Here is a 19,642-nt window from a genome sequence, read left to right as displayed (position 1 = left end):
GGAGGTTTAAGGAAAGTGGATCTTATCGCAGACCTTGAATTCAGAGGACTCATCTATCAGGTTACCGACCTTGAGGGTTTGAGGGAACGGCTGTCCAGAGGCAGGATTGTACTGTATGTGGGTTTTGACCCCACTGCCGACAGCTTGCACGTGGGACATCTTTTGCCTGTTCTGGGATTGCGTCGTTTCCAGCTGGCAGGGCATATTCCCATAGCTCTGGTAGGTGGAGGTACCGGTCTGATCGGTGACCCCAGCGGGAAAACCACAGAGCGAGCACTAAACCCTCAGGAGGTGGTTGAAGCCTGGTCTCAGAGAATACGTTCCCAGCTGGAACGGTTTCTGGACTTTGAAGTCGCCTCTAATCCTGCTCGGATTGCCAATAATTTTGAGTGGCTTGGAGAGCTGAAAATGATACCCTTTTTGCGAGACATAGGTAAGCACTTTTCGCTGGGTTATATGCTTTCTAAGGAATCTGTAAAATCCAGGTTGGAATCGGGCATATCTTTTACCGAATTCTGTTATATGCTGCTTCAAGCCTATGATTTTTTGCAGCTTGCGAAGCGTTACAACTGTGAACTTCAAGCTGGTGGTAGTGACCAGTGGGGTAACATAACAGCAGGCATGGACCTGATTCAGAAAGTACTGGGTAAAAAAGTTTATGGTTTAACTTTTCCACTGGTAACCCGTTCTGATGGAACGAAATTCGGCAAAACCGAGCAGGGCGCAGTCTGGCTGGATCCGGAACGTACCACACCCTATCAATTTTATCAGTTTTGGCTTAACGTTGACGACCGGGATGTGGTTACCTATCTCAAGTATTTCACCTTCTTATCTCAAGAGGAGATTTTGGAGCTTGAGAAGGAAGTGAAGAGAAACCCTGAACGCCGGGAAGCCCAACGGGTACTTGCAGGAGAAATGACTGCGCTGGTGCACGGAAAAGACGCCCTGGAGCGAGCAGAAAAGATATCCCGGGCACTTTTCTATGGTCAGCTTCAAGAACTGACTCCTCTGGAACTCGAGGAGGCATTTCGGGACGTTCCTTCCTATGAGATTGCAGGACAGGAAGAAATTAACATTGTGGATTTACTGGTTTTTTGTGGTGCTGCTTCTTCTAAAAGGGAAGCCAGGGAGCATCTTAAAAATGGAGCTATTCAGGTCAACGGGGTTAAAGTGCAGGAAATTGACAGGACCTTTAGGCGCCAGGACTGTTTAGGTGGGAAATACCTGGTGATTAGAAGAGGCAAGAAAAATTATTACTTAGTCAAGTGGTTATCTTAGTAGTTTTGGTGGGGGTGGAGTGCATTCATGGGTAGTGAGGACCGTGCTTTGCGAGGAAGGTGGAAGGTCCTTTTGGGTGGTTTTCTTCTTTCTTTGATGGGTGGCGTGGCCTATGCCTGGGGAGTATTTGTGGTTCCCATGATGGAACGCTTTGGCTGGTCAAGATACGGCGCTACCCTTCCTTTCACGTTTTTTATGCTGGTTTTTGCTTTCTTTATGGTTCCTGCGGGTCACTGGCAGGATAAGAAAGGTCCCAGCAAAGTCGCGCCGGTGGGTGCTATTCTTTTTTTGATTGCATACATTTTATCGGGTTTGGTGGACCGTTTCCCCAACCCCTGGTGGCTGGTTCTATCTTATGGTTTCCTGGGAGGTTTAGCCTGTGCGTTGACCTATAGCTGCGTAGCCCCGGTTGCCAGGAAGTGGTTTCCAGACAAGCCCGGCCTGGCGGTGTCCCTTGCGGTGATGGGTTTTGGTCTGGCTGCTATCTTTTTTGCTCCGCTTAAGGCTCGCTTTTTGATCCCAGCTTACGGAATAGAGAGCACTTTTTTGATAATTGGAATATTGACTTCTGGGATCTCTCTTCTGGCTTCCCGACTTTTAAAAAATCCTCCTCAAAACTGGTCTTTTTACGAGCAGTGCTTGCAAAGTGGGCAGTGCAAGACGGTGGAAGTTCGTGCTGAACTTGCTCCCTCCCAGGTTGTGGGGAAAAGGCTTTTCTGGGAATTGTGGTTCATTTTCTTTTTGGTGAGTACTGGCGGTTTTGTGTCGCTGAGTTTGATTTCTTCTTATGGACAGGAGGTTCTGGGGCTCAATCCCCTTTTTGCTTCCCTGGCCATTTCAGTATTTGCGGGAGTTAACGGGTTGGGTCGCCCACTGGCGGGTTATCTGGGAGACCGCTTTGGCATTCTTTTCACCATGATTGGTGCCTATGTGCTGCAGGGTCTCACTCTGGTGCTTTTTGGAGAGCTGGTGTTGAGCCAGGTCAGGCTTTATGTAGCTTCAGCTATGGTGGGCTTTGGATACGCAGTAAACCTGGCTCTCTTTCCCGCTCTGGTGGCTCTTTGTTTTGGAATTAAGCATCTGGGAGCGAATTATGGGCTGGTATTCACAGCTTTTGGTGTGGCAGCTCTGGTTTCTGGTATTGGCTCCTGGATGTTTGACCTTACCGGGAGCTTTACCCCCGCCTTTGTGTTTAGCGGCTTGATGGCCCTTCTGGGGGCAGGGTTGAGCTTTTTGGTAAAGAGAGCCTACCGGTTGTACTGATTAAGAAATTTACTGAAAGATTGAAGGTGGGCTGGTGTTTTTCTTGGAGTTTTTCATGAGGTACATCCTTTCGTCTGCTCTATGAATGGCTTGGAGGTAGCTTTCGCCCGGCTCAAGCTGAGCTACGCCGAAGCTAATGTCCACATCCGCATCGCATTTTTGTTCGGTTTTACCGGAAGTTTTTACTTTTTCCCTGATTCTTGTGGCCACTTCTTTTGCCTGCTCCTCGCCTGTGCCGTAGAGTATCACAATGAACTCGTCTCCCCCATAGCGTGCAGCTATGTCAGACTCGCGGATTGATTGGGCAATGCAGTTTCCGACCAGTTTGAGTACCTGGTCCCCGACCAGATGTCCGCAGGTATCGTTTATTTTTTTGAAGCGGTTTACATCAACCATGATGAAGGAAATAGGAACCTTTTTCCGCAGAGCGATGGCGGCCTGTTTTTGAATCAGCTCGTTGAAGAAATTTCTGCTGTAAAGACCAGTAAGGCTATCGTAATGAGCTATCTGTTTAAGTTTTTCTCTTTCTCTGTCAAGTTCAATCATCAGCGTTTGAACAGGATTATTCAGTGAGTTGATAATAACACCTCTTAAGATAACCAGGTAGGATAAAAATCGAAACAAGTGTCCAAGGAAATTGAAAAAGCCGTATACATCGCTGTACAACGTAAAGGAAAGCTCGCCAAGCATGGTGAAAATGACGGCCAGCACCAAGGAGTTCCTGAGGGTTGAAAGTGATTGCTCTCGCCCTTTCAGGATTTTAAGCAGAACGATAAATAGTATAGCCACCATTGCGTACTCCATGGCTATTTTAAAAATGGTAAGACCGTGCCCTTCGATGAAGCAATTTGGGAACGTGCCGAACCAGACAAAAGCAATGAAGAGGGTGCATAGTAATCCAAGCAGTATAGAGAGTGTTTTTTCTTTCAGGTGAGCGAAGAAAATGATGAGAAAAAATCCAGTGGTTTCCAGCAATCTTCCGGCAATCCAGAACTGGGTTGGATGGTTGGCTGTCCAGCCAGGAAACACCCCCATACCTTTGTAAGCGAGGGTGTGGAGGAAGTCAATGATGGTCACAAAAAAGTAGAGGATGCCGAATTTCAAAAATATCCTGTTTTGGATGAAATTGCGGGTGGCAAGTGAAATAAGTGTAATTGAAAAGCCGGTGAAAATAGCGAAGAATTCTATGATAGTATGGAAGAAGAGATAATTCCTTCGTGCCAGAAGAAAAAGAGCAGGAAAAGTTGTTCCCCAAAAGACGAAGCTGAAATATTTGGATTTCTGGTTGTTATCCTGATTCACGCCTGCCCCTCTTGAGTAAGAGCTATCTCATGGTAGCACATCTTTACTTTTTCCTCAATTTTCAAAAATGTGGAGCTTTTTCCTTGAGCAGGTTTTTCTGGGGCTTTGGGGGCACAAAAGGGGGCATAAGCCTCGCCAAAAGAAAAAGGGTGTGCTGAACACACCCTTTTAATAATCTGGTAGCGGGGGTCGGATTCGAACCGACGACCTCCGGGTTATGAGCCCGACGAGCTTCCTGACTGCTCCACCCCGCGTCGCTTTCATTATTTTCAGACCATACCTTATTTTATGCAAAAGGCAATATTTGTCAAGGGTTATCGGTTTTATCTTCTACCCCTGTAGTTGGTCAAGCCAGTGATGCCTCACCTAAAAATCTTGATGAAATGGATTCGTTGCCTCATTTAAAATTCTATACCAAATTCACCTCCTTAGGGTGAGGAATGGAATCATTTTTCAAGGTAACCATCTCGATCCATTGGTTCTGGATTTTGACGATCTGTCGTTTGAGTTCGGCTGGATTGAGTTCTTCATATTGGTCTTTTAAGGATTGCTTGATGGAGTCATCAATCGATGAGGCGTCAAGAACTCGCATCAGTGGGGTTTTGGCTTCATCATAGTGTTTTTTGACTTTACTATTCACTCGCTCTTTGAAAACCAGTTTGGTAACCGGTTGGAAGAAGTTAGTATAGAGACGAAGAAGGGAATAGAGTTGGTTGAGAAGGAGGAGTTCGTCTTTGGTCTCATAGCGAAGATAGCCAACCGTTTTTCTCACCATGGTCCAGTTCTTTTGTTCGACATAACAGTTATCATTCTTTTTGGAAGGTCGAGACCGGGTGAAGGTGATCTGTTCTTTTTGACAGTACCGAATGAGTTGGTTATTGATGAATTCTCCTCCATTGTCGGAATCGATTCCTAAAAGAGGAAAGGGAAGCCTTGCTCGGATCTGTTCTAAGGCTTCAAAGACCCATTTCTGAGCTTTGTTTTTGACCGCTTGAGTTTCGGTCCAGCCGGTCAAGACATCGGTCACATCAAGAGTTTGGCAGAAATCCCCACTGGGGTTTCCGCCATCGTGGGCAACCAGATCCATTTCACAGAATCCCGGTCTTTTCTCATCCCAATCAGCAAAAGTTCGAACTGGAATCTGGTGTTTGAGAAGCGTTCCGGGCTTGGTGTAGGACCGAAAGGTGAAGGTGAGCTTTCGTTTTTCCTTTTGGAGAAGCCGATCGACGGTCGCTGGAGAAACAGAAAGAAGTTTGGCTTTGACCTCTTGGGAAAGAACCAGTTCCTCATGCTTTTCCAGTTTTTTGATCATCCAAGGAAGTGAGGGAGCGAGTCTTTTCCCACAGGGGCAATCAAAGATGAGCCAGATCTTTTTTAAAGAAGAAAGGACTTCCTCATCATAGATCTTTTTTCGGTTCCTTTTTACCTTGGTGATGGATCCAATGACTCGATACTTTTTGCCATTTCGTCCGGTGAGATAGACTTTCCGTCCATGATGAGAAAGGAGCCAGGAGGCATACGTCCGGGTGTATCCAGTGAGATGGACGAGTTCATCCAAGATCTTTCTTTTTTCTTTCTTAGTGGCTTTTTGATACTCGGGTGCCATTTTCTTAATGATTTCCCTTCTGGTATTCATGGTGAGCTCCATTTCGTTACCTCCTGTTTTAAAAAAATCACCTGGAGGTAGAATGGTTTATATCAAGATTTTTAGTTGAGGCAACGATAGGAGTTCATCAAGATTTTAGATGATTCAACTCGAAGCCTTGACTTGCGCAGGCTTTGTGATACAATTTCCAAAATCCCCTAAAGGAGGTCAAGGTATGGGGTTATTCTATCCTCTGGAAAAAGCTGGCATAGTGAATCCCCGCAATGTTTACTATAATCTTTCTATTCCTATACTTTTTGAGCATGCCCTTTCTCGGAGGGAAGGAGTGCTGTCTTCGACTGGAGCCTTTGCTGTTTGGACGGGCAAATACACTGGTCGTTCTCCCAAAGATCGTTTCATCGTTTGTGACCAGAGGACGGAGAGAGAAATAGACTGGGGTTCAGTTAACGTCCCCATTGAACCAGACACCTATCAAAAACTTAAGGAGAAATTGCTGAGTTATTTGCAGGGAAGGGATCTTTACGTATACGACGGGTTTGTAGGCACAGACCCGGATTATCGAATGGCGGTTCGTTTCATCAATGAATTTGCCTATCAGAATGTGTTTGTTCAGAACATGTTTCTTGAAGCAACTCAGGAAGAATTGGCTTGCTTTGTCCCTCAGTTCACAGTAATCTGTGCTCCCAACTTCCATGCTGTTCCTGATCTGGACGGTGTCCGCTCTGAAGCCTTTGTAATCATTAACTTTACTGAAGGTATGGTTATTATTGGTGGTACTTCCTACTGTGGGGAAATCAAGAAAGCCATTTTCACGGTGATGAATTTCCTGCTTCCTGAAAAGGGAGTTTTGCCCATGCATTGTTCGGCTAACGTGGGTGATGAGGATGATGTAGCAGTGTTTTTCGGTCTCTCTGGTACTGGCAAAACTTCGCTTTCCGCTGATATCCAAAGAAAGCTGATTGGGGACGACGAACACGGCTGGTCGGACAAGGGTGTTTTTAACTTTGAAGGCGGATGCTATGCAAAGTGTATCAACCTTTCCAAGGAGAAAGAGCCTCAGATTTATCAGGCCATACGCTACGGTGCCATCATGGAGAACGTGGTTCTGGATGAGGAAACTCGCCAGCCCGATTTTTCTGATTCCCGATACACCGAAAATACCAGGGTGAGCTATCCCATAGAGCTTATACCTAATGCCTTGATACCGGGGATAGCCGGACATCCCAGAGTGGTTATTTTTCTTACTGCCGATGCTTTCGGGGTCATGCCGCCGGTTGCCAAACTCAGTAAAGAAGAAGCAATTTACCACTTTATCCTGGGCTATACCAGCAAACTGGCTGGAACAGAAAGGGGTATTGTGGAACCGGAAGCTACTTTTTCGTCCTGTTTTGGAGCACCTTTTATGCCACGAAGCCCGGTTGTGTATGGGAAAATGCTTGGAGAGAAGATTGAAAAATATAAAACCCGAGTGTATTTGGTGAACACGGGGTGGACTGGTGGTCCTTATGGGGTGGGGCACCGTATCGACATCGATTATACCAGAGCTATCGTGAGGGCAGCAATTGATGGGAGTATTGAAGACGAGGAATTTTATCAGGACCCGGTGTTCAAATTTCTGGTACCCAAAAAGGTGGGAGATTTGCCCGCAGAAATTTTTGTGCCCCGGAAAACCTGGAAAGACCCTGGACTCTATGACCAGCGAGCCCGAGAGCTGCAGGGCCGTTTTGAAGCGGTAATGCAAAAATACAAGCTTTCCCTTGAGTAGCTGAAAACATCGTATACTGCCTGCTTTCTCTTCTTGGAGCAGGCAGTATACGATGAATGGCTAATTAATGATTGTTGACTTTTCGGGATAATTCCTTGGCCCACTGTATTCCTTCGGATTTCAGGTGTTCTTTGCTCTTAAAGAGGCTTCGAAAGTCTTTTTCATCCAAAACGCTGGCGCCTCTTTCTTCCAGGGCTTTCTTCATCTGCCGCAGAGCATTTTTACCCCCGAAAAGGGCACAGGTAACAAAAGTATATACTTTCTTCCCTTTCCAGTCTTTATCTTGAATAAAGCTTAAAACTGGTGGCGCAGCGCTTCCGCCCCACACTGGGCCACCTATGAAAATTTCAGAAAACTGCTCGATGGCGATGCTTTCGTGATACACCGGAGGCAACTTCCCTTTTTTAGCAGCTCCAGTCATTGCCATAGCACCTGGCAAACGATTTTTGACTTTCTTAACCCTGATTTCCTCCGTCTTTGCTCCCATTTCCTGGGCAATGCCTGAGGCCAGGGCTTTAGTTCTTCCCGAGCGAGAATAAAAAATGACCAGTTTCGCCATTTGAGCCCCTCCTTTCGAGTTTTTCTGTTTTATAACCTGTAAAGCTCTTCGTCACTCAGAAGTGTAAACCCTTGCCGTTCCAGAATGCTCTGAGCACGGGGTTGACTTTCTACCTGGAGTACCAGTACCGCTTTTTTGCCACTTTCAATGACAAAGCCGTACGCATCTTCTATGTTAATCTGATTTTCTGTGAGTGCTTTGGCGATGCGGTGCAGCCCTCCCGGCTGGTCTTCCATAACCACAGCTATTACTTCCTGTAAGTAGGCTGGCAGATTGTTTTCGCGCAGCACTGCATAGGCTTTTTGGGGCTGGTCGGTAAGCACTTTGATGACTCCAAAGCCGTTGGCACTTGAGATGGTGATGGCTCTGATGTTTATGCCGGCCTGGGCCAGAAGGCCAGTTATTTTTTCAATTCTGCCCGGTTTGTTCTCGGCAAAGACCGAAATCTGGTGTGCCATGATTTTGCACTCCTTTCTCACATTTTGCGCTGGTCAATGACTCGCACTGCTTTGCCTTCACTGACAGGAAGACTTCCGGGTTCTACCAGGACCACTTCAGGAGTGACCAGGATTTCGGATCGCAATTCTGCCTTAATCCTTTCCCGGAGCCTTTCCAGTTTGAGCAAATCTCCAAAGAAAAACTCTGGTTTTATTTCTACTTCCACCTTCATGGTATCTTTAAAATCTTCTCGATCCAGAATTATCCGGTAGTTGGAAGCCACCTCGGGTATGTTCATAAGCACTTTTTCTATCTGAATGGGGAAAATGTTCACGCCTCTGAAAATGAACATGTCGTCGCTTCTTCCCCTGATGCGGGAGATTCTGCGGTGAGTTCTTCCACAGGGACAGGGTTCTTCATAGTAATAGGCAAGGTCACGGGTACGGTAGCGTATGATGGGTGTTGCGTCGCGGTTCAGAGTGGTGAGGAGTATTTCACCTACTTCACCGGGTGAGCAGGGCTCAAGCGTTTCAGGGTTCACGACTTCCAGGTAATAATAATCTTCCCAGAGGTGCATCCCTTCCTGATAGACGCATTCAAAAGCCACCCCCGGGCCGTTCATTTCAGAAAGTCCGTAAGAGTTGTAGGCTTTGGCGCCAAAACTTTCCTCAATGCGGCGGCGAGTTTCTTCGCTGTGGGGCTCAGCACCAATCAAAAGCGTGTGGAGATAAAGGTCTTCTTTGGGGTCCAGGCCTTCGCTTTTGATAATACTAGCGAGAAGCAAGGCATAACTCGGTATGATGTGGATGACCGTGGTTTTAAAATTGCGCATAAACCAGATTTGACGCTTGCTGTTTCCAGGGCCGATGGGAATGGTAAGGGCACCTATTCTTTCTGCACCGTAGTGCATGCCCAAGCCTCCGGTGAAAAGGCCATAGCTCATCATGTTCTGGAATACGTCCCCTCGTCGCACCCCCACCATGTAGAGACAGCGGGCAACCTGATTGGTCCATTTCTCAAGGTCTTCTGCAGTGTGATAGATAACTGTGGGGGTACCAGTGGTCCCTGAAGAGGAATGGAGTCTCACTACTTCTTCAAGGGGTACAGCCAGAAACCCGTAAGGGAAGTGATTGCGCAAATCCTCTTTAGTGGTTGGTGGAACGTTGCGCAGGTCTTCAAGGGTTTTGATTTTTTGAGGGTCCAGATGGTTCTTACGAAATAGCTCTTTGTAGAAAGCTGTTTTCTGTGCCTGTTCCAGCGTTTTCTGGAGTCGCTGTTCTTGAAGTTTCATGAGTTCTTCGCGTGGCATGGTCTCAATTTCTTTTTCCCAGTACAAATTTACTGCCCCCCTTTGAGATGGTTTGTGCAGTGGAAATTTTTAGTTCATGCTATTTTTATAGCACAACTTTTAAGCGAGAAACAAATATTCTTAAAAAGGATATTAGTTTGGAGACAACGAGGTTGTTGCTTTTTAAGCGGTGCTTGCAGTAAAGGTTTTTGAAGTGGTGATATACTAAACGTATCAGATTAGTTATTTATAATTGGTTAAGTCAGAGTGCTGGCAATAGAGGGAGGTGCTTTATTTGGACTTTGAACTCAGTGTTGTAATCAGCTTTGTGGCCGGAGTTCTTTCTTTTCTTTCACCGTGTGTTCTGGCAATTGCTCCCGCCTACATCGGCTATTTGAGCGGGGTTGAGTCCATAGAGAAAGAGCGTAAAAGGGTTTTATGGCATACCTTGCTCTTTGTAAGTGGGTTTTCAGGGATTTTCTTTTTGATGGGTATTGGTGCTTCAGCTCTGGGAGGAGTTTTTCTGCTTTATAAAGATTGGTTCAACCGGATTGCTGGCGTGGTCATCATCATTTTTGCCCTTCAGGTTCTGGGTGTTTTGAAAATACGTCTTCTATACGCTGAAAAAAGAGCTCAGTTTAAGACAGATTGGGCTCAACTGCGCAGTTTCGTGCTGGGCATTTCTTTTGGTCTGGGATGGACTCCTTGCGTGGGACCCATTTTGGGTGCTATTTTACTCTATGTTTCGGCAAGGGCACAGATTTGGGAAGGAGGCCTGATGCTCGCTTTTTACTCCCTGGGACTTGCTCTACCCTTTATTCTTCTCGGTGTGGGTTGGGGCAAGGTGATGCAGGTTTTGAAGAGATTTCAGAAAAGAGGGAGATTGGTAGAAATAGTGAGCGGTGGTTTGCTTTTGTTTCTGGGCGTTTTGATGTTGTTGAATCGCCTTGATTTTCTGGTATACTGGCTGGGCATCGGCAACCTGGTGAGCCCTGAATATCTTTTGATTGAATAGGGGTGAAATAATGCCCGTCAGAGGAAGCAGGGAACGGATCAAGGCCTTTGGTGAAGTTTCGCGGCGGCTGGGACTTTCCAACCGGGTCTATCGGGGAATTCATGCTATACCGGTTGAAAAAATAGTGGGCAGTGTGGGGCGAGCAGCAGACCTTTTGCCGGGTTTTAGACTTAAACGCCCGGACACTCGCTATTACCGTATCAGGAGGGCGATGGAAAGAGGAGAAATCTTGCCCCCCATTATCGTTTACAAAGTGGGAGATGAGTACTACGTACTCGATGGAAATCACCGAGTGGCAGTGGCCAAGGAGCTGGGAAGAGAATTCATCGATGCTGAAGTGATTGAATTTTTCCCTTCTCCAAAAATCGAAAGCAAAGCTTTGCGCAAGAAAAGAGCCGAATTTGAAAGAATTACTGGCTTGAAAGGCATTGATGCTACTGAACCGCGCCACTATGATGCTTTTTTGAACTACATTCAGGACCATGCCAGGCAGATGAGCGCTTCCTTAGGCAGAGAAGTTCCCATTCAGGAGGCAGCGTTAAACTGGTTTTTATGTGTCTACACCCCTGTGGTTCAGAAAATCGTGGAGAAAAATCTTGAAGAAGCCTTTCCGGGTAAAGGGCTGGCTGACATCTTTGCTTATATAATGGATTACAAGTGGTTTCAGAGCCAGAAGGTGGGGTATGACATAGGTTTTGAAAGGGCTCTGGAAGGTTTTATGAAAGAGATTGTAGGGATTGAGCAGCCAGAACGACCTGCTTTGGAGAGAAGGACTTTGGGCCAAAAGGTTGGAGGGCTGCTGGAGGAGGTTTTACCCTGGTTAAAAAGGGAATAAACTTGAAAGGGGGGACTGTCTTTGGAACTCCAGATTGTTGCGCTTAAAAACCCGAAACAGTATAACCTCATTTTGGGTCACTCACACTTTATTAAAACCGTTGAAGACCTTCACGAAGCCCTGGTGGGAATTTCGCCTCACCTCAAGTTTGGCATTGCATTTTGTGAGGCTTCTGGGCCTTGCCTGGTACGCTACAGTGGCAATGATGAGGAGCTGACGGAACTTGCCAAGGAAAATGCAATGTTGCTTTCAGCCGGACATGCTTTTTTGATCTTCCTTAAAGAGGGTTTTCCCATCAACGTGCTGAACGCAGTGAAGATGGTACCTGAGGTTTGCAGGATATTTTGTGCTACTGCTAATCCAGTGCAGGTGATTGTTGCCGAAACCGACCAGGGGAGAGCTATTCTCGGAGTTGTTGATGGTTTCAAAACCAAGGGCGTGGAAACTGAGCAGGATATTGCAGAGCGCAAAGCTTTGTTGAGGAGGTTTGGCTATAAGTTGTGAGCGCAATACGTCGGGGTTTTGTGGACTCTCCGCTTCACGGGGGAAAGTGTCCCCGCTGGCTTTTTCAGAGGATGCAGCGCCTGGGAGGCTTGATTATTGAAGCTATAGTGGAGTTTTTTGGTGCTGAGGAGTTTTTGCGTCGCATATCGGATCCCTTATTTTTTCAATCTCTGGGATGTCTCCTGGGTTTTGACTGGCACTCAAGCGGAGTTACCACTACCCTTTGCGGAGCACTGAAAGAGGGAATTAGAGGCAGGGAGCAGGAGCTGGGGATTTTTATCTGTGGTGGCAAGGGGGCTACCTCTCGCAAGACACCTCAGGAAATTCAGGTTTACGGAGAGTGCTGTTCTTTCTCATTTACTGACCAGCTTGTTTATTTAAGCAAGATGACGGCCAAGATTGACAGTGCCGCTTTGCAGGATGGGTACCAGCTTTATCACCACGTGTTTTTCTTTACCAGTTCCGGTAACTGGGCAGTGGTGCAGCAGGGAATGAACGAAGCGCTACGGCTGGCCAGGAGGTACCACTGGTTGAGCGAAACGGTCGAAGACCTGGTCTGTGAGCCCCACCGTGGCATATGTGCCCAGCGCAGGGAGAGCAGGGTGCTTAACCTGGTAGCCCGAGAGAGTGAAAACTGCCGGAAGGGTATGGTGCAGCTTATCGAGCAAAACGGGGAGGCGCTAATTGGTGAAATGCAAAAAGTATTGCATTTTGCACTTCCTTCCCGGCACCACATTGAAGAGAGAGACTTTGACCTCTCCCGTATTTCCAGAACTCTTTATAATCTGTGTGTGGAGAAGCCGGCTGATTTTGAAGGTCTCTTAGCTACACCTGGGGTAGGGCCTAAAACCCTGCGGGCTCTGGCGCTCACTTCAGAAGTGGTACTGGGTGCGCCTCCCAGCTTTAAAGACCCGGTGAGTTTTTCCTTTGCTCATGGCGGAAAGGATGGAATTCCCTACCCGGTGGATCGCAAAACCTATCAGGAAAGTATTACTTTTCTCGAAGAGCTGCTGCGCAGAGTTCGGACTACCCCTCAGGAAAAAAATAAAATGTATAAGCAGTTAAAACTTTTGAGTGGCTGGTAAAGGAGGTGTTGTTCATGGATGCTATCGAAGCCTTGCGGGAAAGGCGTTCTATTCGCAGGTTTACCAATCAACCAGTGGAGAAGGAAAAAATTGAGACCATTATTGATTGTGCAAGACTGGCTCCTTCGGCAATCAATATCCAGCCCTGGGAGTTTGTGGTGGTTACTGAAAGCGCAAAGAGAGAGGAGATTGCTCGACTTACTGACTACGGCAAGTTTATCAAGGACGCGCCGGTTCTGGTTGCTGTTTTTTGCAAGGAGACCAAGTATTACCTTGAGGATGGTTGTGCGGCTACGGAAAACATCTTAATCGCTGCTTGCGCCCTGGGCCTTGGTGCTTGTTGGGTGGCAGGGGACAAAAAAGCATACGCTGAAGCGGTGAGAGAAAAGCTTGGTGTTCCCAACGGTTACAAGCTGATAAGCTTAATTCCTATTGGGTACCCTGCGGAGCGACCGCGAGGGGAAATCTACAAACGAGCGCTGAAGGACGTTTTGCACTGGGAAAAGTTTTAGGAGGTGGTTCAATTGCTGGTTGGTGTACTGTCTGATAGCCACGACCACCTGCAGAACCTGAAGAAGGCCCTGGAAGTCCTCCAAAGTGAAGGTGCTGAGCTCATCATCCATGCTGGGGATTATGTGGCTCCTTTCAGTGTGGCCTTGCTTGCCCAGCTTTCTCTGCCCTGGTACGGAGTGAGGGGCAACAACGACGGTGAGGTTCTGGGGATTTTTGAACGTTCTTCGGGAAAGATTTCCAATCCTCACCTGAAGATAGAGGAAAAAGGATACCGCATCTGGGTTAGTCACTATCCGCAACCTGCCGAAGCCGCTTTTGAGAGTGCCCATTTTGACCTGGTGGTATATGGCCACACGCATCAGGCAGTTATCAAAGAAAATCGGGGTAAGTTGCTGGTTAATCCTGGGGAGGTTTGTGGTCTTTTGAGTGGCAAGCCCACGGTGGCAATTTGTGATTTATCGAAGGGGGTAGCGAAATTAATCGAGATTTGATTTAATATTACAAATAGTGCTTGTGTGGGAGGTTTTTGGGTTTGACTATACCGCGAGAACATTTCAGGCAAGAGCTTCAAAACTTGCAGGAAAGCCTGGTCAACATGATCAAGGCAGCAGAAAAAATGCTGGTCATGGCTATCGAATCTCTTAAAGAGAGAGACGTTGCAAAGGCCAAAGAAGTTATTGCGCTTGACGATGTGGTGGACGATTATAATTTTAAGATTGAGGAAAAGTGTTTGCAGCTTATCGCTCTCGAGCAGCCGGTTGCCAGGGATTTGAGAACCATTGCGGCGATTCTCAAAATTATTACCGATGTGGAGCGTATCGGCGACTACTCCATAGATATTGCTAAATTCAGCATTCGCCTCTCCGATAGCCCGCTTCTTAAGGTGGTTACTGACGTGGTTAAAATGGCAGAAATCGTTGTGGAAATGCTTGAGGACACTTCTACTGCTTTTGTTAGGAGGGACCTGGGAATTGTGCAGAGAATTATTGATCGAGATGAGCAGGTCGATGCTCTTTACCGCACAGTGCATGAAGGAGTGGTAACCAGTATTGAAGCCAATCCACAACTTGCCCGACCAGGCATCTGGGTTTTAATGATTGCCCGCTATCTGGAGCGCATTGGAGACCACATTACCAACGTTACCGAGCGGATATACTATATGGAGACCGGTGAGATGATCGAGTTGCACCAGTGAGGGGGTGGAGGCTGTGGAAAGAAAGGAAATCATTTACTTTGATAAACCCGGAGCAGGGAATACTGACCTTACCCTGGATTTAGCTCTGGAAAGAGCCCTTCAGGATAAAATTGAGCACCTTGTGGTGGCCACAAGCAGTGGTGATACTGCGCTCAGGCTTCTTGAGAAAGCTCAACAGCGTGCTTTTTTGGGCAAGCTGGTTGCGGTTACCTATCACTGTGGTTTTAATGGAGGAGACAGCATTTCCCTCTCTTCTGAAACCAGAGAAAAGCTTACCGAAGCTGGCGTTTCGATAGTTATGGCTTCTCACGCTCTGAGTGGCATCAATCGTTCTTTTCGGGAAAAATTTGGTGGCCTGAGCATACCTGAAGTGATTGCTGAAAGCTATCGTCGCATTTCTCAGGGCTTTAAAGTAGCTGTGGAGGTAGCCATTATGGCTGCTGATGCAGGATGTGTACCTACTGATCGGGAAATCATTTCTATTGGCGGGAGCGGCAGGGGCGCTGATACTGCTTTGGTATTACGTGCAGCGCACCAGAATTCCTTTTTCAAACTCAAAATCTGTGAAGTGCTGTGTTTTCCAAAATACTGAATAGGGAGGTTTACGACATGGCGTTAACATTTAAGGCGAGTGGCAAGCTTCAGGAAGGCTTGCGAGTAGATGTCCAGGTACGTCAGTTTCAAATGGCGTTTGATGAACCGGAGAATTTGGGTGGCAAAGACTCAGCCCCCAACCCGGTTGAAGGGTTGCTTGCTTCTTTAATTGGGTGCTTGGGCATCGTTGTCAGGGTGGTTGCTCAGGAGAAAAACTTGCCCGTTGAGGGCGTAGAAGTGGAGGCAGAGGGCGACCTGGATCCCCGGGGCTTCATGGGCCAGTATAACCTGGTCCGTCCAGGATTTCTTGCTGTGCGCTACACAGTGAAGGTCAAGGGTAATCTCAGCGATGAACAACTCAAGGTGCTGATGCAAGAAGCAGAGAAGAGGTGTCCGGTTTCTGATACCCTGGGCAAGGGTACCCAAGTTAGTGGTACGTTTGTTAAAGCTTGAGATTTAAGGTTACAGAGTACATGTTTGACAAAAAGCATAGCCCTGCAACGAATCTTTGCAGGGCTATGCTTTGTTCATATATTAATTGGGGGAGGTAAACGATGAGGGCAGCGCTTCTCAGAGGCATTGATCAACTGGTGGTAGAAGAAGTCCCCGATTACCAAGTTGCAGAGGGGGAAGTTCTGGTCCGGGTTCGTTCCTGTGCGATATGTGGTTCCGATATCAGAATAATGCATTACGGTAATCCCCGAGTTCACTTTCCCCAAATAGTTGGTCATGAAATTGCTGGTGAAGTGGTCGAAGTTGGAGAAGGGGTGAAGAAATTTAAACCTGGTGACCGGGTAGCTATAGGGGCAGATGTTCCCTGTGGAGAGTGCTACTGGTGCCAGAATGGCATGGGCACCAACTGTGCCATAAACTACGCCATAGGGTATCAGTTTCCGGGAGGTTTTGCCGAGTACATTCTTTTGAATAAGCTTACTGTGATTCAGGGAGCGGTGCATCATATACCTGATTCTCTTTCCTTTGACGAAGCAGCCCTTGCTGAACCTCTGGCTTGTGCTATAAACGGCTTGGAAATGAGCTCTCTGGGTGTTGGAGATACGCTGGGAATTATTGGCGCAGGGCCAATCGGTTGTATGATGATTGAAATGGGCCGCTATATGGGCGCTACCAATATAATAGTTATTCAACGTTCTTTAAGCCGATTGGAAACCGCCAAGCAGTTCGGTGCTGACCACTATTTTCTTTCTGGCGATGAACATTTGATAGATAAAGTTATGGAGGTAACTCATGGAGAGGGAATTGATGTGGTAATGGTGGCTTGCGCTTCGCCCGATGCCCAGGAGCTGGCGCTTGAACTGGTTCGCCATCGGGGAAGGGTCAACTTTTTTGGTGGGTTACCTAAAGGGTCTCGAAAGATTAGCATTGACAGTAACCTCATTCACTATAAAGAGTGTATGCTCCTGGGGAGCCATGGGAGTTTGCCCAGGCATCACCATAAGGCTCTTCAAGTAATGGAAAAGGGAATGGTGAAAGCTTCCCAATATATTACTCACCGCTTCCCGCTTTCTGAAATCCATAAAGCTTTTGAAGTTGCAGAGTCTCATCAGGGATTAAAGGTTGTGGTTAATCCGTGAATACGATGAGAGCGCTGGTTCTCAAAAGCAAAGGGCAGCTGGTTCTGGAAGAAGTACCCTTACCGCAGCCTGGTAAGGGCGAAGTGCTGGTTAAGGTATGGGCCTGTGGTATTTGTGGTTCAGACTTACCAAGGATTTTTGGTGACCTTGCCTATTTTTACCCACTTGTCCCGGGACACGAGTTTGCGGGAGAAGTGGTGAAAGCGGGATGCGACCTTGGCGAAAAATGGGTTGGGGAGAAGGTTACTGTTTATCCGCTTATTCCCTGTCGCAAGTGTGCGTTTTGTGAATCTGGGTATTTCGAACTCTGTGATGCCTATGATTACCTGGGTTCTCGCAGGAACGGGGCTTTTGCAGAGTATGTAGTCGCCCCGGTTCACAATCTGGTTGCTTTGCCGGACGAAGTTTCCTTTGAAGAAGGTGCGCTTACCGAGCCGGCTGCAGTAACCTTGCACGCCGTCCGCCGTGCTTTGATATCCCCAGGTGACCGAGTAGCTGTGTTTGGCCTGGGTCCTATTGGCCTTTTAACTGGCTATTGGGCTCGGTTGAGCGGTGCATCTTTGGTGGCTGGCTTTGAGGTTGACCCCCGGCGTCGGGATTTTGCAAAGCGTTTTGCATTTGATGTAATAATGTCGCCCAATGAAGAAGAGGACCTGCTCTTTGAGAAAGTCTTTGAGGCTTCGGGGAACTCTTCTGCCTTTTTACAATCCTTTTTCCGGGTGCAGAAAAGAGGTACTCTGGTTTTGCTGGGTAACCAGGAAAAAGAATTTACCATTACCCCTAAACATTTTAGTCTCATTCTTCGCAAGGAATTAACGCTTTTGGGTAGCTGGAACTCTCATTTTACTGCTTTTGATTCTGACTGGGAACGGGTTTTGCAGCTGGCGAAAGCGGAAAGAGGGACTCTTAAAAGAGTGATTTCGCATCTTTTACCTCTTCACGAGGTTCCCGGTTTTTTGGAAGCCATGCTTCGCAAAGAGGTTTTTTACTCCAAGGTAATTATTGCTCCTTGGGCTGAAGGGGGAATTTCCGTTGTCGATTAAAATCTCTGCTTCGTTGGACTGCGCTGATTATCTGCACTTGCTTTCTGAAGTGAGGAAGCTGGAAGAAGGTGGAGTGGACATGCTCCACATAGATATTATGGACGGGCATTTCGTGCCCAATTTTGCTATTGGCACTAATTTAATGCGCAAGCTCCGTCCCCAAACACACCTGCTTTTTGATGTCCACCTGATGGTGCAGGATCCAGAGCGTTTCATACCTCTTTTTGCAGAGTTGGGGGCTGACATCATCACTTTTCACGTGGAAACCACGACCCGAGTCTATCACCTGATTGACCTCATCAAAAAGCACCAGAAAAAAGTAGGAGTGGCTCTTTCACCTGCCACGCCTCCTTCTGTGCTGGAATACTTTTTGCCCTATCTTGATTTAGTGCTGGTTATGACTGTGGATCCAGGTTTTGTGGGTCAGCGGTTTATTCCCGAAGCAGTAACCAAGGTTGAAGTAGTCCGCAAAATGCTGGTTGAAAAAAATAGGCAGCTGGACATTGAAGTGGACGGAGGTATTGGCGAAAAAACGGTTCCCCTGCTTAAAAGAGCAGGTGCCAACGTTTTTGTTGCCGGTACTTCCAGCATTTTTTCTGGTAAAGAAGATGTAAAGGTTGCTGCTCTCCGCTTCAGGGAGTTTTGTGAGCGGTGTTAGCTCGGAATTGTGTTTATTATCGTTTTTATGATACGCCTTGGGGGACAGGCCTTACGGCGTACTATGGTGATGCTCTTTTGCGCGTGGTTCTTCCTGCCTGGTTGAAGGAAGAATATCTGCTTTCCTTTTTGAAGCAAGACCCCTTTTGTCAGGGCAAAAAACTTTTTTTGAATACTGGTCGGGGAGAAGTTGAGGAATTTTTAGAAGCCTATTTTGCGAATCCTCTGCCCGATTTTATGCCTGCTTTCAATTTTTATATTGAACGCTTTACTCCTTTTACAAGGAGCGTTCTTTGGGAACTCAAAACTATCGCCTGGGGTGAAGTCATTACTTACCAGGAGCTGGCTCAGAGAGTTGGTAAGCCCCAGGCACAGAGGGCAGTGGGTTTAGCACTGAGCAAAAACCCTTTTCCTGTTCTTCTGCCCTGCCATCGAGTGGTGGGCAAAAGAGGTTTAGGAGGATTTTCCAGCTACGGTTTGCGCTGGAAAATCCTCCTGCTTTCTCTGGAAATTAGTAAGAACGACCGTTTTCCTGAGCGCTAACAGCCACTTTTTTAGCTTTTGCGGGCTCTTCCAAAATGTGACTCACCTTCTTGTATAAGAGGAAAGTGAGTGCGCCGTTGATGGTTCCTTTTAGTAAGTTGAAAGGTATGATGGCAGGAAGAAGCATTCCAACCACAACATTCCTTTCTACACCAAGATATATGGGAGTTACCACCAAATTGGCAAGTACCATTACCCCGGTCATGAAAAGGGGGGCTACAATCAGCCCGAGCAGGGCGCCCTGTCTGGTTCGGTTTTTGGAATAGATGAGGCTTGCTACCAGCACATAGGTTCCTGTTGCCAGAAAGTGCATCAGGATACCCCAGGGTCCGCCCTCGCCGGTGATGAGTCCAAAGAGCACGGCAACAATAGCAGTAACCATTATTCCCAGTGGTGCTCCAAACTTAAAGCCGGCTATTAACACTGGGACGTCACCAGGGTCGTAGAGCAAAAAGGGAGCCTGGGGGATAATGGGGAAGTGAATTAAAAGACTGATAACCAGAGAGAGTCCGCTTAAAGCAGCGCCGTAGACCAGCTTTTTCAAGGTTTTTACCTCCCTTTTTGCTT

22 protein-coding genes, 1 tRNA gene and 1 pseudogene are annotated in these 19,642 nt (G+C 47.2%); 17 read left to right on the top strand and 7 right to left on the bottom strand.

What is annotated here, in order from left to right:
- Positions 1-15: 15 nt before the first annotated feature.
- Positions 16-1,278 (top strand): tyrosine--tRNA ligase, encoded by a 1,263-nt coding sequence (gene tyrS / locus QBE54_RS07410; RefSeq protein WP_369017558.1) that lies wholly within the window; start codon positions 16-18, stop codon positions 1,276-1,278.
- Positions 1,279-1,305: 27 nt separating this feature from the next.
- The gene (locus QBE54_RS07405) at positions 1,306-2,541 is read left to right on the top strand and encodes an OFA family MFS transporter (protein WP_369017557.1); all 1,236 of its coding nucleotides are present in this window, start codon (positions 1,306-1,308) and stop codon (positions 2,539-2,541) included.
- Between the two features lie 9 nt (positions 2,542-2,550).
- On the opposite strand, the gene QBE54_RS07400 is transcribed toward QBE54_RS07405, so the two are convergent.
- The 3 genes from QBE54_RS07400 to QBE54_RS07390 form a co-directional block, all read right to left on the bottom strand.
- Positions 2,551-3,843, bottom strand: a complete 1,293-nt coding sequence (locus QBE54_RS07400; RefSeq protein WP_369017556.1) for an MASE3 domain-containing protein — start codon at positions 3,841-3,843, stop codon at positions 2,551-2,553.
- A gap of 177 nt (positions 3,844-4,020) precedes the next feature.
- A tRNA-Met gene (locus QBE54_RS07395) sits at positions 4,021-4,097 on the bottom strand.
- 155 nt (positions 4,098-4,252) lie between these two features.
- Positions 4,253-5,491, bottom strand: coding sequence for a transposase family protein (locus QBE54_RS07390; protein ID WP_369017555.1), 1,239 nt, complete (start codon positions 5,489-5,491; stop codon positions 4,253-4,255).
- A 172-nt stretch (positions 5,492-5,663) separates the two neighbouring features.
- On the opposite strand from QBE54_RS07390, the gene pckA reads away from it, so the two are divergent.
- Positions 5,664-7,214, top strand: coding sequence for a phosphoenolpyruvate carboxykinase (ATP) (gene pckA / locus QBE54_RS07385; RefSeq protein WP_369017554.1), 1,551 nt, complete (start codon positions 5,664-5,666; stop codon positions 7,212-7,214).
- A 64-nt stretch (positions 7,215-7,278) separates the two neighbouring features.
- On the opposite strand, the gene QBE54_RS07380 is transcribed toward pckA, so the two are convergent.
- From QBE54_RS07380 to QBE54_RS07370, 3 genes are read right to left on the bottom strand one after another with little or no spacing between them, the layout of a single operon-like run.
- Positions 7,279-7,773 (bottom strand): flavodoxin family protein, encoded by a 495-nt coding sequence (locus tag QBE54_RS07380; RefSeq protein WP_369017553.1) that lies wholly within the window; start codon positions 7,771-7,773, stop codon positions 7,279-7,281.
- A 29-nt stretch (positions 7,774-7,802) separates the two neighbouring features.
- Complete coding sequence (locus QBE54_RS07375; RefSeq protein WP_369017552.1) at positions 7,803-8,231, bottom strand: ACT domain-containing protein; 429 nt, start codon at positions 8,229-8,231, stop codon at positions 7,803-7,805.
- Between the two features lie 17 nt (positions 8,232-8,248).
- Positions 8,249-9,547, bottom strand: coding sequence for a phenylacetate--CoA ligase family protein (locus tag QBE54_RS07370; RefSeq protein ID WP_369017551.1), 1,299 nt, complete (start codon positions 9,545-9,547; stop codon positions 8,249-8,251).
- Positions 9,548-9,794: 247 nt separating this feature from the next.
- Here QBE54_RS07370 and QBE54_RS07365 point away from each other — a divergent pair, with 247 nt between their 5' ends.
- From QBE54_RS07365 to QBE54_RS07300, 14 genes and pseudogenes are all read left to right on the top strand, one after another.
- Positions 9,795-10,514: a cytochrome c biogenesis CcdA family protein gene (locus tag QBE54_RS07365; protein WP_369017550.1), complete on the top strand. Its 720-nt coding sequence runs from the start codon at positions 9,795-9,797 to the stop codon at positions 10,512-10,514.
- A gap of 10 nt (positions 10,515-10,524) precedes the next feature.
- Complete coding sequence (locus tag QBE54_RS07360) at positions 10,525-11,349, top strand: ParB/RepB/Spo0J family partition protein (RefSeq protein WP_369017549.1); 825 nt, start codon at positions 10,525-10,527, stop codon at positions 11,347-11,349.
- 21 nt (positions 11,350-11,370) lie between these two features.
- The gene (locus tag QBE54_RS07355) at positions 11,371-11,853 is read left to right on the top strand and encodes an adenosine-specific kinase (protein WP_369017548.1); all 483 of its coding nucleotides are present in this window, start codon (positions 11,371-11,373) and stop codon (positions 11,851-11,853) included.
- The gene (locus QBE54_RS07350; protein ID WP_369017547.1) at positions 11,850-12,938 is read left to right on the top strand and encodes a DUF763 domain-containing protein; all 1,089 of its coding nucleotides are present in this window, start codon (positions 11,850-11,852) and stop codon (positions 12,936-12,938) included. Before QBE54_RS07355 ends, QBE54_RS07350 begins: the two co-directional genes overlap by 4 nt.
- Positions 12,939-12,952: 14 nt before the next feature.
- Positions 12,953-13,450: a nitroreductase family protein gene (locus tag QBE54_RS07345; protein WP_369017546.1), complete on the top strand. Its 498-nt coding sequence runs from the start codon at positions 12,953-12,955 to the stop codon at positions 13,448-13,450.
- Between the two features lie 12 nt (positions 13,451-13,462).
- Positions 13,463-13,942 (top strand): metallophosphoesterase, encoded by a 480-nt coding sequence (locus tag QBE54_RS07340; protein WP_369017545.1) that lies wholly within the window; start codon positions 13,463-13,465, stop codon positions 13,940-13,942.
- A gap of 41 nt (positions 13,943-13,983) precedes the next feature.
- Complete coding sequence (phoU, locus tag QBE54_RS07335; RefSeq protein WP_369017544.1) at positions 13,984-14,646, top strand: phosphate signaling complex protein PhoU; 663 nt, start codon at positions 13,984-13,986, stop codon at positions 14,644-14,646.
- Positions 14,647-14,659: 13 nt separating this feature from the next.
- Complete coding sequence (locus QBE54_RS07330) at positions 14,660-15,238, top strand: hypothetical protein (RefSeq protein WP_369017543.1); 579 nt, start codon at positions 14,660-14,662, stop codon at positions 15,236-15,238.
- A gap of 17 nt (positions 15,239-15,255) precedes the next feature.
- On the top strand, positions 15,256-15,693 hold the full coding sequence (locus tag QBE54_RS07325) for an OsmC family protein (RefSeq protein ID WP_369017542.1): 438 nt from the start codon (positions 15,256-15,258) through the stop codon (positions 15,691-15,693).
- 101 nt (positions 15,694-15,794) lie between these two features.
- Positions 15,795-16,832, top strand: coding sequence for an alcohol dehydrogenase catalytic domain-containing protein (locus QBE54_RS07320; protein ID WP_369017541.1), 1,038 nt, complete (start codon positions 15,795-15,797; stop codon positions 16,830-16,832).
- Between the two features lie 5 nt (positions 16,833-16,837).
- Positions 16,838-17,659 (top strand): annotated as a pseudogene (locus QBE54_RS07315) (galactitol-1-phosphate 5-dehydrogenase); the annotation flags it as partial.
- A 25-nt stretch (positions 17,660-17,684) separates the two neighbouring features.
- Positions 17,685-17,750, top strand: coding sequence for a hypothetical protein (locus tag QBE54_RS07310; protein ID WP_369019415.1), 66 nt, complete (start codon positions 17,685-17,687; stop codon positions 17,748-17,750).
- Positions 17,751-17,864: 114 nt separating this feature from the next.
- Entirely contained in the window at positions 17,865-18,533 is a 669-nt protein-coding gene (rpe, locus tag QBE54_RS07305) for a ribulose-phosphate 3-epimerase (RefSeq protein WP_369017540.1), read from the top strand.
- Positions 18,527-19,075: a methylated-DNA--[protein]-cysteine S-methyltransferase gene (locus tag QBE54_RS07300; protein ID WP_369017539.1), complete on the top strand. Its 549-nt coding sequence runs from the start codon at positions 18,527-18,529 to the stop codon at positions 19,073-19,075. The genes rpe and QBE54_RS07300 overlap by 7 nt, the downstream gene beginning before the upstream one ends.
- Here the strand turns inward: QBE54_RS07300 and QBE54_RS07295 are convergent.
- Positions 19,044-19,619, bottom strand: a complete 576-nt coding sequence (locus QBE54_RS07295; RefSeq protein WP_369017538.1) for an ECF transporter S component — start codon at positions 19,617-19,619, stop codon at positions 19,044-19,046. The genes QBE54_RS07300 and QBE54_RS07295 overlap by 32 nt on opposite strands.
- Positions 19,620-19,642 lie beyond the last annotated feature (23 nt).

Origin of the sequence: Thermatribacter velox (assembly GCF_038396615.1) — a bacterium.
Lineage (GTDB): Bacteria > Atribacterota > Atribacteria > Atribacterales > Thermatribacteraceae > Thermatribacter > Thermatribacter velox.
The sequence above is the reverse complement of the archived record's forward strand: the minus strand, read 5'-3'. Positions and strand labels throughout refer to the sequence as shown.